This window comes from Variovorax ginsengisoli (assembly GCF_030811835.1).
In the GTDB taxonomy this organism is placed as follows: Bacteria; Pseudomonadota; Gammaproteobacteria; order Burkholderiales; family Burkholderiaceae_C; genus Variovorax; species Variovorax ginsengisoli_C.
Genome location: NZ_JAUSRO010000024.1, coordinates 1 through 12,358 on the forward strand (window position 1 = coordinate 1; position 12,358 = coordinate 12,358).

Sequence of the window (12,358 nt, forward strand, 5' to 3'; positions counted from 1 at the left end):
GCCGAGCCCGCCATGACACCCACCACGCTGGCATCGATGTCTCCGACCAACGCGAACAGGTTGGCGCTCATCTGGTTGAGCGCCTGCAGCAGCTCGCGCATTTCGTCCTGCGGTCGAATCTCGAACTTGACGAGCTGGCCGCCCGCAATGATGCGGGCGACATCTTTGGCCTTGTCCAAGGGGCGGAACACGGTCAGATCGAAGAAGAGGCCCATGCCAATGAAGCTCAGCCCCACTGTCGTGCTGAACAGGGCGACCGCCCAGGGCAACCAGCTCGGTGCCGCGGGAAGGGACGCCACCTCCCAGGCACCCATGAGACCGAGCACGAGCGACAGTGCGCCTGCCATGCTGGTTGCCGCCAAGGACCGACGACGCACGGGAATGCGCCGCAGCCAGGCGACAGGCTCGCGCCAACCCGACCGCACCAGCTCACTGCGATGCAGGCGCAGCCCGGCGGACTTTCCCTCACGCATCGACTGGTACAGGGACTCGGCGGCTGCCACCTGCGCCCGGCTCGGGGTGCTGCGCACCGACATGTAGCCCACCGTGGTGCCATCGTTGCGAATCGGCGTGACATTGGCCTGGACCCAATAGAACTCCCCGTTCTTGCGACGGTTTTTGACCATGCCTGTCCATGGCAGGCCGAGCCCGAGCGTTTCCCACATGTCGGCGAATGCTTCGGCCGGCATTTCAGGATGGCGGACGATATTGTGCGCCTTGCCGATCAGCTCTTCCGCGGTAAAACCGCTGACCTCGATGAAGCTCGGATTTACATAGGTAATACGCCCCTTGGTATCGGTGCGAGAAACCAGCGCCGCGTTGGGCTGCAGTAAATATTCCTTGGCGATGATGGGCAGGTTGATACGCATGATTCGATTTTTTCGGAGTTACGTCGAGGTGCGACGAGACCAATTCTGTGTATTTGCGTATTTGCCGACAAACACGCGCTAGGCCCATCGATGACATTGAGCTAGGCAGACGGCCAGTGATGTTTGTAGGACTTTTTGACATTTTTTTGTGATGCCCTTGTGAATTAAGAATGAATTTAATTTGACGCCAGATTTTGATTTCAATTCATACTAGCCAGAGCGGCGGCTCCGGCAGTTTCTCGCAAGGCCATTGCACAGCGGCCAGCAACCTGTTGAAGGCCGAGGTGATGACGGATGACCAAGTACCGCGTTAACCGCTGCCAGCACCCCGAGCTGTTTGGGGGCTGAAGGGGGTGGCAGTGGCGCTTTTGGCGGCGACTCAGCTGGCATTGCCAGGCTGGCCGCCGCTCAGGACGGAGCCACCGTGAAATTCGGGTTGGGTTTGAGCTCATCGTCGAGATGTATGCCGAGAACCCGCCGTGGCTGGACTTCCAGACCAACGCCTTCCCGTCTGATCTGGCATCCGATCGACCCGGAATGGGCGGCGTATCTGGCTCGTCGTCGAGCCGCGAAACGTTCCGTCAAATTGTTCGATGCCAGCCCATGGCGCTGAAGGATGGCTTGAGCCGTATGCGGGGTGACTCGCACGTCCGGTTGCCAGGGGTACGCGGCATCCGGGGCGATCGCGCGGAACTCGCAGCGCGGGAACGTGATAGCTCACAATCCCAAGAGACCCGCGTGCACGCGAATCGCCAGAAACTCCAGCGGTGCCGGTCGACGCCTTGTTACCAAAAACGCCATCCCCTGGCACCCCACGCTGCAAGGCCTGATGCAGCATTGGCCTCAGAGAACGCGCACCGCCACCATCGTCTGGTTCAGCAATTGGTAGGCGATTTCGCCGAACGTGACGGGGCCTTGTATCCCGCCGATTGCCTTGCCTTCAAGCTCGCCGAACACAAAGTTCAGGATGCAGTTGCACGCCATCACGGCACCTGCGTCGCCCTGCTCGGCAAACCGCATTCGGAATGCAGCTGCAAAGTCCCCGACCGGCTTGGCAAAGCGATAGTCCACCTCCGGGAAGACCGGGGCGTACAAGGCCACTTGGCCGCCTGCAACATCGACCTGCTGCAGCGACACGTTCACGTGCGCACCCGCAAAGTCACCCACCAGCGGCAGGGAACCGTTCTGGAGACCGCGCTTGCGCACGTAGGCAGCGAAGTTGACCTTCTCGCCGTTGACCTCGCAGTCATCCACATCGAAGCCGGCGGTCGGAAACCGCAGCAGATCGCCGTCATCGGGCTCGAACAGGTTGACGATGTCGACAGAGGCGAGCTTGTCGGAGGGCAGTGTGACGTAGGCCACCGCCACGCGATCTTCGAACTTGGAGGCGGTGCGTCCGTCGTAGACCTTTGGCGTGACCTTGCCGATGTCCGTCAGGTGCACGCCCGAGATCCAGCCCACGGTCGGCTTGAGAAAGGCGCCGGGGTAGTTGGCCGCTTCGGCGGCAAAACACTGGTGGCATTGACCGCCGGCGGGGATGATGGCGATGCTGAAGCCGTTGTCGGGCGCATTGCCGGCGATCGCGGCCAGTTCGTCCGGCCCATAGCACGCCAGGCTCACGGTGCCGACGTGCGTCAGGTCGGTCGCGAAGACCTTGCCGTCCGTCACGATCACGCCGCCGCCGGCGACCATGAAATACGGAGTCGTGCCGCCGATCCAATTGCCCGCAGGCAGTTGATCCAGCGCGGATTCCGGCCCTGCCAAACTCAGCGGCACACCCTTGCCGATCAGTTCGACCGCAGCTTGAACAGTGATCAATTCATTCATGGGAGTCTTTCAGAGAGTCAGGAGTTGTTTCACTTCAGCGCTCAGCATGCGTTCCCACTTGGTGAAGAACGCGTGGAGCTCGGAAGCCTTCACGTTGACGGGCTCAGTGCTTCGCTCCAGACGCTTGGCCATCAGTTGCGTGCCGAGATGCTGGGTCTTGAGGCGAACGAGGCCGCCACTGGCGAGCCTTTGCCAGCATGGGTGATTGGGGGCGGGAATGGGCATGCGGTGGTCTCCTGTTGGTAATGGCAGCTGGGTTATGGCGGCAGGCACGGCTTGAGGCCGGATCCGCTGCCGAAGAGGAAATTGACTCGGTGGCCGATCAGGCCGTCATCGCCATGGCGTCGGGCAGCTTGAACACGGACACGGCCTGTACGAGCTGGTGCGCCTGGGTCCTCAGACTTCCGGCGGCGGCGGCGCTCTCTTCGACAAGCGCGGCGTTCTGCTGCGTGGCCTGGTCCATCTGCGTGACGGCCTCGCCCACCTGATGGACGCCGTCGCTCTGTTCGCCGCTGGCGGTGCTGATCTCGCCCATGATGTTCGTCACACGTTCGATCGCGCTGACGATCTCGCTCATCGTCACGCCTGCTCGAGCCACCAGTTGGGTGCCCTGTTCGACGCGCTCGACGCTGGTCGAAATCAGCAACTTGATCTCCTTGGCCGCGTCGGCAGAACGCCGCGCCAAGCTGCGAACCTCACTCGCCACGACAGCGAAACCACGGCCCTGCTCGCCGGCACGGGCTGCTTCCACCGCAGCGTTGAGCGCCAGGATGTTGGTCTGGAAAGCGATGCCGTCGATCACACTGATGATTTCGGCAATGCGTTTGGACGAGTCGTTGATGTCTTTCATTGTCTCGACCACTTGGCTGACCACGGAGCCACCCTGCAGCGCCACCACAGAAGCACCCTGGGCCAGCTCATTGGCCTGACGGGCGTTGTCGGCGGTATGGCGCACGGTAGATCCGAGTTGCTCCATCGACGACGCCGTTTGTTCGAGGCTGCTCGCCTGCAATTCGGTGCGCTGGCTCAGATCCTGGTTGCCCTGGGCGATTTCCGCGCTGGCAGTGGCCACGGACTCGGCATTCTTCCGCACCGTTTGCACAACCGTTGTCAACGAAGACTGCATCGCCGACATCGATTGCAGCAGCGGCGTGAACTCGTCGCGCACCGTATCGGTCACGGCCACCGAGAAATCGCCCTGGCGCACCCGGTCGGCCACCTCCTGTGACATGGCGACCCGAATGCGCAGCGTGCGTGTGATCGACCACGAGAAGGCAAGCAGGCCGATGGCGATCGTACAAACCAGCGCGCTGAGATAGTGGCGGATGTCGTCGACATCCACGCCAATGGCTTCAACCATCGTGCCCAATTCTTTGCCCTGGGCGCTGCGCGCCGCCACGAGCCAGTCCTGCATCTTTGCGTACGCGGGAATGGTCTTCTCGATCAGCATGGCCTGCGCCGCGTCGGCCTTGTTCTCCTTGAGCAACTGCATGTTGGCCTCGGCCACTGGCCAAGTCACCGCTTGCAGCCGCAGCCAGTCACGCTGGAAGGCGTCCCGCCCTTCCTGCGTGGTGATCTCCTTCAAAAAGTCCGCGTCATTCTGGGAGATTTCAGCGCGCTTGGCGCTGATGGCCGACAGCGCAAGTTCCGTGTCCTTGGCCGTTTTCATCAGCAGCGCTTGACGGATTTCTGACAGCACCTGCGCAACCTTCAACTCCGTGCTGGCGATCAGCGCCAGCTGCAACACTTTGACCTTGCCGGCGCTGGTCGAGAGCTCACGCACCTGAAGAAGCTGTGCCCAGGTGCTGATGGCCAGCACGGCGAGTGCGACGATCAGCGCGACCGACACTGAAAGAAGTCGGGCAGAGATGCTTATGTTTCGAAATGGCTTCATGGCGAGGTGCTACGGTTAATGGCGGCCAGCGAGGCTGGGCCTATTAGGGGTATCGGTCGGGGATGACCGGCTGCTGAGCGAAATGTGGCCGGCTCGCAAGAATTGGCCTATCGGGTCGGTTTTCAGGCCGCTTCAATCAACTGCCCCGAGATGGGGTAAGCGACAACATTGACGCGCGTCAATGTTTCCGCATTCGATATCGCCACGAAGAGTCGAACAGGGTCAAAAATGGTTCGCATGCTGCCCCACCAAGGACCTCCACAGATTTTTGATTTTGCGACCTCACCTGTCACGCTGCCTCACCAACCGCAACTCGGTATGAGCGCGTCCGGCGTAATAGGCGTCGAATCGCCAGTTCGGGTCCATCAAGTAAGCCACGGCATGCACGGCCACAACCGGCCTCCGGGACGGCCCGCGACGTCCATGGTGGCGCCGGTGTTCATGCCGTTGATCCTGTCGGAGGCAGGCGCCCAACAGATCCACCTGCCGTCGCTCTTTCGCGGACTGGACATCGACGCTCTCGATTTCGAGTCCCCTGACACGCTGATCTCGCACGATGACGCGATTTCAGTGGTCAGACGGGCCTTGCAGTATCAGCCGATGGCCGAGCGGGGTCTCGAGGCTGGCCAACGCGCCAAAATTACCGAGCGCGGCGCGTTGGCGCTTGGGCAACTGGCCGCAGCGACGCTGGGCGATGCGATCACCCTCTCTGTCCGGTTTAGTCAGAGCGCCGGCCATCTGTTGCACATGAGCGAGGAGTCCTCGAACGACGTGAGGCTTCTGGTCGCCGAACCATTTGCCGGTGAGGAGTTGCAGGAGCGTTTCCTAGTTGACCTAACCTTCGCCGCCACGGTTCAGATGCACCGGCAGATCGCTTCCACCGACTACGCGCCATATACGGTGGAGCTCGTCCGCGAGGCACCCATCAATGCCGCAGCCTACGCCGCATTTTTCAGGTGCTCGGTACGCTTCGGTTGCCAGAGAAATGTGCTTAGCACCCATGCAGAGTGGCTCGACTTTCGTCTATCGTGGGCCAACGCCATGGCGAGCCGAATGTCGGCGCGTTGGCTTGAACGGGAACGCGAGCGCTTCAGCGCGATGCCAGCCATCGCGTTCAGTGTCGAGCGCGCAATCCGCAGGCGCCTGCCGGAAGCGGCTGAAATCGCGCAGGTGGCTGCATCTCTCAATCTGAGCGAGCGCACGTTGCGCCGGCAGTTGGCGCAGGCCGGACTGAACTACCGCGACTTGCTAGACGACGGCCGCCGGGCTCGCGCTTTCAATCTGATGGCGGCCGGCGACACACCGATTGCCGAAATCTCCGCCGCCGCGGGTTTTTCGGACCCGAGTGCATTCACACGCGCCTACAGGCGCTGGACCGGGCACCCACCTTCGAGGCAACGGTCCGGCCAACTGGATAGGCCTGAGACCAACGGACCGCACGCACTCGTCTCACGACGCCTTGCTTAGATTGCACCGACCTGCATCACGCCGAGTCCGAATTGACGATCAAAGATATGTGCCGCCAAGGCGGCTTCAGCGAGTCGACCTTCTACAAATGGCGCGCGGGGGTACGGCGGCATGGACAGGCCCGTCGCTCGGCAGATGCGTTGACCGGAAGCGGCGAAAAACAAGCTCGAGAAGCTGTTGGCCGGCGCCCACCTGGACCTCCACGCGCTCAACAAAGCCTTCGAGTTAAAGCGCTACCCCGCCGCGAAGTAGCCCATCGGACTTGCGCCGCGTATGCGCCAAGCACTTGGCCGAATTCGATCGTCCCCGCCTTCATCACGCTGTCGTACACCTTACATTCGTCGCGCACCACCTTTACGTCCAGGTCACGGTTTTCAACACGCGCACCGCTCAGCAGAAGAAGGTACTGTTCCAGCGCATTGCGCAGTTGTTGGCCGAGAGTCCAGGGATACGTCCGGAGGATGTTTTTTTGACCATTGCCGATGCGCCCAAAGAGAACTGGTCCGTCGGGCACGGCTTGGCGCAATTTGCTTAAGGAGCGACCGCTATCGTGTAAGTGCTATGTCTGCAACCTGCCCGATGCGGCCTCAGCTACGATGACGGCACTCGGCCGATTGTGTTGAAAAACTCGTCTCGAATTCTGTGCGCATGGGCGATCACCGAGGATTCGCAGCTCAGTTGCGGGGCGATGGAACCTGAGAGGCCTCGCGGCCCACCTCACGCGATCCTCATTCCTGCATCCGCTTCAATTGGCATCAACCACTTGGCCATTCGCCGAAGATTCTGGGCAGTTGCCGCCAGCAGGAATTCGTCCTGCGCACCACTGAGTCCGCGAAGCCGGAGCCGATCCAGTTTCATGATGCGTTTGAGATGCGCGAACAGCATCTCGACCTTCTTCCTGTCCCTGCGCGACTGGCTGTACTCCGGTGTCTTTGCGATGGACCGCGCCGTCTCGCGGGCACCTTCATGCATGCTTCGGGCGATCTTGCGCAACGGCGTGTTCGGGCAACACCGATCTTTGGCCGCACAGCCGACGCAGTCGGTCTGGCTGGCTCGGTAGATCACGGTGTCGGCCTTCGTGACGTGGCTGCGCGGGATCGCGAACCGGCGTCGCTCATTGCGCAGCGCATGACCTTCGGGACACACGTACTCATTGCGCTCTGGCACCCACTGGAACTCGCTGATCGACAGGCTGCCGTCCTTGCGAACCGTCTTGTCCCACACCGGCACGTGAGGTTCGATCTGCTTGTCTTCGACCATCCAGCCAAGTAGTGGTGCAGTGCCGTACGCTGTGTCGCCCACAAGCCGTCTGGGCTTGATGTCGAAGCGCTCTTCGACCCGATCAATCATGGTTCGGGTGGACTCGACCTCTGGTGCGCGATGCGCAGGCGTTGCCTCCACGTCCATGATGATGCCCGCCGACAGATCGATCAGGTAGTTGGTCGAGTAAGCGTAGAAGGCCGGACCACCCGGTGCTGCGGTCCATTGTGCGGCCGGGTCGGTCGGGGAGATGTTCCGGGATGCGGTCTGCGTGTCGTGCGTCCCTTCGGGCACATCGTCTGCAACTGGATTGGCCACGTCGAGCGCTTCAAGGTACTCGCGCACCGCGCGACTGCACTGGGTGCCCTGACGCCATTGCGCGACCTCGGAAGCAGGGACATTGCGCGCGCGGTTGGCGTCGGCCTTGATGATGCTGGCGTCGATCGCGAATCCTTCGCCTTGGACCAGCCCTTCGGTCATGCAGCGGTGCAGCACCGTCTCGTAGACGAATCGGAATGCATCGCTCTGGCGGAAGCGGCCGTGCCGGTTCTTTGAGAAGGTCGAATGATCGGGCACTCGGTCCTCAAGGCCCAGGCGACAGAACCAGCGGTAGGCCAGGTTGAGATGGACTTCCTCGCACAGCCGGCGCTCGGATCGGATGCCAAGGCAATAACCGATGACGAGCATGCGGATCATGAGTTCGGGATCGATCGAAGGCCGGCCGGTGTGGCTGTAGAACGGCGCAAGATGTTGGCGTAGCTCGCTCAGATCGAGGAATCGGTCAACGCCTCGAAGCAGGTGATCACGTGGGACGTGATCGTCGAGGTTGAATGCGTAGAACAGCTGATCTTGAACGGCTGCTTGACCCATCATGATGCATACCTCCGTCGGTGACGAAGGGCATGCAAACGGCGAGCCAACTCACAAGATTCTGGGGAGTTTTTCAACACTATCGGCCAGAACCGGTCACTCAAGCCCGCCGCAAACTTCCCCGAGAAGCCGACGTTCACACTGGCCCGCTCGGCGATACTGCCGGCCGACTTCGACACTTCGGACCGACGGAATAGACGAAGCTACGAGCAACCGTGAGCGCTTCGGCAAACAGCGATGCCTACGATGGAATGGCATACATCTATTGCCACGACCCGAGGCGGAACTATTGCTTCTCGCTCACCCGTGCAGTCTAGTCCGACGAGATTGAAGCCATGGTCGTCGACAAAGTAGTACATCGAGTCGACCGGTTAGTGGTTGCACTTCAGGCCTCTGATGTGCGCAACGCAAATTGTTTCTTCCGTCGCCGCGTCGCGGAGTTTGGCTTGAAAAGCCAGCTAAAAATTGATCGCGTCCTAAAATTTTCTAAAATAAGGCTCGGAGCATTCAGAATAAACAACTCTACAACCGGCAGATGCCTTCTTGCCACATGCGGAGGAAGCCTCTTGAGCGGCGGTGTCCTTGCTAGGACCACCAATAATAACATATTCACCCGCCGTATTGGGCCAAGCAAGCGCAGCGCATTGATTGCGGTACGTAAACAGGTTTTGCTTGCAATCAAGCGCGCCATTCTGCGCGCATTTAATCAGCGCTTCATTTTCCGCTTGTTCTTTAGACATTTTACCAACAGCCAGGCCAACGTCTCCCGTAGAATTGCCAACGGCTATGGCGCCCCAAGTCTTAATCCATTCGCCTGACGGCGTAGGCGCTTGCTGTTGAATAATTCCTCCACCCTGCGAAGGGCTAGGGCCACAGGTAGCACTCCCAGCAGCGGTGCCAATCGGGCAAGCCGTTTGGGCAAAGATCGGCAATGAAATAAAAGCCAAAATAGAGGAGGCACGAACCAAGAACTTCATGATAGATTCGAAAATTTATATGGCGTCGCCATATCTAAATGACTTTGCGCTAACTGTGTTTATCGCATCCAGCCTTGCGACTAGGCACACTTGCCTTATCGTCCCTCCCCAAAATCTAGAAATTCAGTATTCTTTGAAAATGGGATCTGAGCACTGACTGAAACTCACTTTACACCCTTTTTCCGACCATTTTTCGCAATTTTTCGTTGCCAATTCCACTGCAGCAGGTACAGACCCGGCACTAACAATCGAGCCCCCAGGCCCACCTGAGACTGGGTCGACAGACACCACACACTGGTTCCTATAGGTAAATTTGATGCTGCAATTGCTTGCGCCCCAGTGACCGCATTTATTTATCGCATCGGTTTCAGCATCATTCTTTGAAAGTTGCCCCGAACTGACGCCGGTATCTCCGTTTGGAGCCTGAGCGATAGCTCCCCAAGTCTTAATCCATTCACCCGACGGCCTTGGGGGAGGGGCATTAATATATCCTCCAGCACCAGTCCTTGAAGGACTTGGGCCACACGTAGCGCTACCTGCAGGAGTACCTATTGGGCACGCAGTTTGACAAAAAGCACAAAAAGGCATCGAAAGGAATACAAAACAAAATCGTCTTATTAATTTCATAAATGACTCTAGTTTGTTATCAAGGGAAGCGTCAGCCCTCAATTTTTTGGTGCCCTGCTGGTAGAGGTGCCTCCGCGTAATGCCGGTGCGTGCTGAGGAGCTGGAGATACTTCATAAACTCGTCCAAGTGAAACCTTGCTCTCGGTCGGTTGGAAATTCAATCATGGCTCTGGCGGGAAGGGCTGGGTGTCGTCAATCCAGAAGCGGTCCGTCAATGCGCGATCCGCGTCGGTTTGGCTGTCGAAGGACTTCGCGAAGTTCTCCGTGGCCCCGGGAGAATCCTTGCTGGTCGGCGGCTTCTTCGTCGATCCTCCGGGCGCTCGTTTATCTGAGGAAAGCTGCAAGCGGGCCACCCAGGAAGTCGTTCAGTGCGGGCTCGCAAATCAGCCTGGTGCGCATGCCCGGGACGGTCGAGGACTTTAGGAAGGGGGAAGATCCAGCGAAGTACGGCGATCCGAAGATGAGCGAAGTGCTCAAGTCGGTCACCTCCCGGCAAGTCAAAGTCGTGGCCGAGGAAAGCACCGCGAAGTCCCGTTGGGGCCGCGTCACATTGCAGGCCAACTAGCCGGGAGCGTGCGCGCAAAGCTCCTGGCGTAGATCAGCAGCGCCCGGCAGCCTTTAGTAGCGCATTGCAGGAGGTCTCGCTCGCTGCCGGTTTGGGGGCCGGTCCGCCCGAGCGGCTGGCGCCATTGCATACAGCGTCGGAGACCACACGACCGACGGTGGAGATTGTTCCGGTGACGTAGCAGCTGTATTGCTTGCCGGTATTCGTTCTCACCGAATAGTTCGTCTGCATGCCTTCGTTGACGCGATCCGAGATCGTGAAGCTGCCCTTGGGCACGCCCAGGGCAAATGCCGTCTTCTGTTCAATGGCGTCATCTGTAACAGCCATGGAGGCGCAACCGGCCAGCAGAGACAACAAAGAGGCGCCAACGAACGCGCAGCGACGAGAGAATGCTTGTGCCATGAAGGTTGAGGTTGTTGAAAGTTGAAGTCATCGAGTTTATGGGGCGGATCCCAACGCGTGAAGTGACCAAAGTCACCGTCGCTCCTGAACGACTATTCAGCTACAGATCGGGTTGGTGCGATCACAAACCTCTCCTCTCAAAGTCCGCTATGACCGGTGAACCCGCTGGGGCGATCCGGGCATGTACCGACGCGGCCTCAGCTACGATGACGGGACTCGGCCAAGAGCGGTCTGTCAGCCCGATGGCCGAATTCGAGAGTTACACACCGGTCAAGAGACGCTTTTTTCCACTGAACCGAAAATTTCAATCGCCGTCCATGAAAGCATCGCTTGGCACAATCATCATCTACGCCCGTGACATGAGGAAATCTGCCGATTTTTACTCCAAGCATTTCGGGTTTATCACAAACGGTGAAGTCAGCGAGGGCCTCATCGAGCTGAAGGCGCCGGATGTGGGTGCAGGAATGCTCATTCATCAAGCAGCTAAATCTGTAAAGCTGGGGCAGGTCGGTGTGAAATTGAGCTTTCACGTGAGCGACGTTGAAGCCTTCGTAGCCGAGGCAGCGGCACAGGGGCTCAAGTTCGGCGCCATCCATAAGGCGAATGGATATGCTTTTGCCAACGTAAAAGACCCCGACAAGAATTCAGTCAGCGTCTCTAGTCGTGCCCACCGCGCGTGACGAACGTCGTCAGTCGGCTAACAGCAGACGTACGTCTGTGCGCAGAATTGGTGCGAAAAGCGGTCGATTTATACAAACTTCTGCACAAGGGTTCAGCCGAACCTCTGCGGGGAGGTCAAGGGTGCCAAACCTGCTGAGCAGCAGGGACCGCCTGTCTGCCACTTCCGGCAATCGCGTAAGAGAGCTTCTTCCCCGCTTCGATCACGTCGGGCACGAATCCACGAAGAACCGGGCTGGTCAACCGCGAAATCGGCCCGGAAACGCACAGCGCACCTAAGAATTTCCAGTTCACGCCGAACACTGGAGCGGATACGCTGGAAATTTCCGCGTCTCGCTCCCCGAGCGCTATACGGTAGCCGTCTCGCCGTATGGTCTCAAAGGGTTCTCCTTGCTCGCCCGTGAAAGCCAGGATCACCAAGCCGGGCCCCCCGACGCGTAGCGGCAGCGATGCACCCATCCTGACATGGTGCCGAACGGCGCGCGGCCCTTCGACCCGCACCACGCACGTCCGCTCCTCCCCTTCGCGTACATAGAACGTGGCGCTCTCGCCCATCTTGATGGACAGCTCGCGCAGCACCGGCTCGATGACGTCGTGGACGCTGAACGTGGCTTGGTAGCAGGCGCCCAGCCATCCTGAGGCACGTCCTAAGCGCCAGCCTCCGTCGTCTTTCTGAACGAGGTAGTCGTCCATGGCCAGCGTGCGGGCCAGGCGCAACACGGTGGACCGGTGGTAGCCAGTCCTTCTGCTGAGCTCCGCCAGCGAGAGGCTCACATCGCCCACGCCGAACGCTTCCAGCACCTTCATCGCCCGCCGGACAGCGATCACCCCATCCGCACTGGTGGCAGCGTTGTCGGTCTCCACATCCATTGCGTTCTCCTTTGTTGTTCCAATCTTCGGAACATGTCGCGCCAGGCGGAAC

Annotated in this window: 11 protein-coding genes and 2 pseudogenes; 4 read left to right on the top strand and 9 right to left on the bottom strand. The window is 59.7% G+C overall.

Annotated elements, in window-relative coordinates; genetic code table 11:
* From J2W36_RS25825 to J2W36_RS25840, 4 genes are all read right to left on the bottom strand, one after another.
* Positions 1-869, bottom strand: an 869-nt coding sequence (locus tag J2W36_RS25825) for a methyl-accepting chemotaxis protein (protein ID WP_307692656.1), incomplete at its 3' end; no start/stop codon positions are given.
* 843 nt (positions 870-1,712) lie between these two features.
* Complete coding sequence (locus tag J2W36_RS25830) at positions 1,713-2,696, bottom strand: DUF6976 family protein (protein ID WP_307692657.1); 984 nt, start codon at positions 2,694-2,696, stop codon at positions 1,713-1,715.
* A 9-nt stretch (positions 2,697-2,705) separates the two neighbouring features.
* Positions 2,706-2,921 carry a hypothetical protein gene (locus tag J2W36_RS25835; RefSeq protein WP_307692658.1) on the bottom strand — a complete coding sequence of 72 codons (216 nt, stop codon included), beginning with the start codon at positions 2,919-2,921 and terminating at the stop codon, positions 2,706-2,708.
* A 97-nt stretch (positions 2,922-3,018) separates the two neighbouring features.
* A complete protein-coding gene (locus J2W36_RS25840; RefSeq protein ID WP_307692659.1) occupies positions 3,019-4,590 on the bottom strand; it encodes a methyl-accepting chemotaxis protein in 1,572 nt (523 codons plus the stop codon).
* A 381-nt stretch (positions 4,591-4,971) separates the two neighbouring features.
* Here J2W36_RS25840 and J2W36_RS25845 point away from each other — a divergent pair, with 381 nt between their 5' ends.
* The 3 genes and pseudogenes from J2W36_RS25845 to J2W36_RS25850 all read left to right on the top strand — a co-directional run.
* Positions 4,972-6,057, top strand: coding sequence for a helix-turn-helix transcriptional regulator (locus tag J2W36_RS25845; protein WP_307692660.1), 1,086 nt, complete (start codon positions 4,972-4,974; stop codon positions 6,055-6,057).
* 32 nt (positions 6,058-6,089) lie between these two features.
* A pseudogene (locus J2W36_RS26615) lies at positions 6,090-6,191 on the top strand (transposase); the annotation flags it as partial.
* A gap of 218 nt (positions 6,192-6,409) precedes the next feature.
* Positions 6,410-6,592 (top strand): annotated as a pseudogene (locus J2W36_RS25850) (tautomerase family protein); the annotation flags it as partial.
* A gap of 182 nt (positions 6,593-6,774) precedes the next feature.
* Here J2W36_RS25850 and J2W36_RS25855 read toward each other — a convergent pair.
* The 4 genes from J2W36_RS25855 to J2W36_RS25870 form a co-directional block, all read right to left on the bottom strand.
* Positions 6,775-8,190, bottom strand: a complete 1,416-nt coding sequence (locus J2W36_RS25855) for an IS1182 family transposase (RefSeq protein WP_307692662.1) — start codon at positions 8,188-8,190, stop codon at positions 6,775-6,777.
* A gap of 473 nt (positions 8,191-8,663) precedes the next feature.
* Positions 8,664-9,164 (bottom strand): DUF4189 domain-containing protein, encoded by a 501-nt coding sequence (locus J2W36_RS25860; protein WP_307692663.1) that lies wholly within the window; start codon positions 9,162-9,164, stop codon positions 8,664-8,666.
* A gap of 123 nt (positions 9,165-9,287) precedes the next feature.
* Positions 9,288-9,791: a DUF4189 domain-containing protein gene (locus J2W36_RS25865; protein WP_307692664.1), complete on the bottom strand. Its 504-nt coding sequence runs from the start codon at positions 9,789-9,791 to the stop codon at positions 9,288-9,290.
* 598 nt (positions 9,792-10,389) lie between these two features.
* Positions 10,390-10,758 (bottom strand): hypothetical protein, encoded by a 369-nt coding sequence (locus J2W36_RS25870; protein ID WP_307692665.1) that lies wholly within the window; start codon positions 10,756-10,758, stop codon positions 10,390-10,392.
* Positions 10,759-10,772: 14 nt separating this feature from the next.
* On the opposite strand from J2W36_RS25870, the gene J2W36_RS25875 reads away from it, so the two are divergent.
* Entirely contained in the window at positions 10,773-11,438 is a 666-nt protein-coding gene (locus tag J2W36_RS25875) for a VOC family protein (RefSeq protein WP_307692666.1), read from the top strand.
* Positions 11,439-11,553: 115 nt separating this feature from the next.
* On the opposite strand, the gene J2W36_RS25880 is transcribed toward J2W36_RS25875, so the two are convergent.
* Positions 11,554-12,306: an IclR family transcriptional regulator gene (locus J2W36_RS25880; RefSeq protein WP_307692667.1), complete on the bottom strand. Its 753-nt coding sequence runs from the start codon at positions 12,304-12,306 to the stop codon at positions 11,554-11,556.
* Between the last annotated feature and the right edge of the window lie 52 nt (positions 12,307-12,358).

Excerpts from the sequence above, each read along its gene's own strand:
- J2W36_RS25830 (WP_307692657.1), bottom strand. The coding sequence starts at position 2,696 with ATGAATGAATTGATCACTGTTCAAGCTGCGGTCGAACTGATCGGCAAG.
- J2W36_RS25835 (WP_307692658.1), bottom strand. The coding sequence starts at position 2,921 with ATGCCCATTCCCGCCCCCAATCACCCATGCTGGCAAAGGCTCGCCAGT.
- J2W36_RS25840 (WP_307692659.1), bottom strand. The coding sequence starts at position 4,590 with ATGAAGCCATTTCGAAACATAAGCATCTCTGCCCGACTTCTTTCAGTG.
- J2W36_RS25845 (WP_307692660.1), top strand. The coding sequence starts at position 4,972 with ATGCACGGCCACAACCGGCCTCCGGGACGGCCCGCGACGTCCATGGTG.
- J2W36_RS25855 (WP_307692662.1), bottom strand. The coding sequence starts at position 8,190 with ATGATGGGTCAAGCAGCCGTTCAAGATCAGCTGTTCTACGCATTCAAC.
- J2W36_RS25860 (WP_307692663.1), bottom strand. The coding sequence starts at position 9,164 with ATGAAGTTCTTGGTTCGTGCCTCCTCTATTTTGGCTTTTATTTCATTG.
- J2W36_RS25865 (WP_307692664.1), bottom strand. The coding sequence starts at position 9,791 with ATGAAATTAATAAGACGATTTTGTTTTGTATTCCTTTCGATGCCTTTT.
- J2W36_RS25870 (WP_307692665.1), bottom strand. The coding sequence starts at position 10,758 with ATGGCACAAGCATTCTCTCGTCGCTGCGCGTTCGTTGGCGCCTCTTTG.
- J2W36_RS25880 (WP_307692667.1), bottom strand. The coding sequence starts at position 12,306 with ATGGATGTGGAGACCGACAACGCTGCCACCAGTGCGGATGGGGTGATC.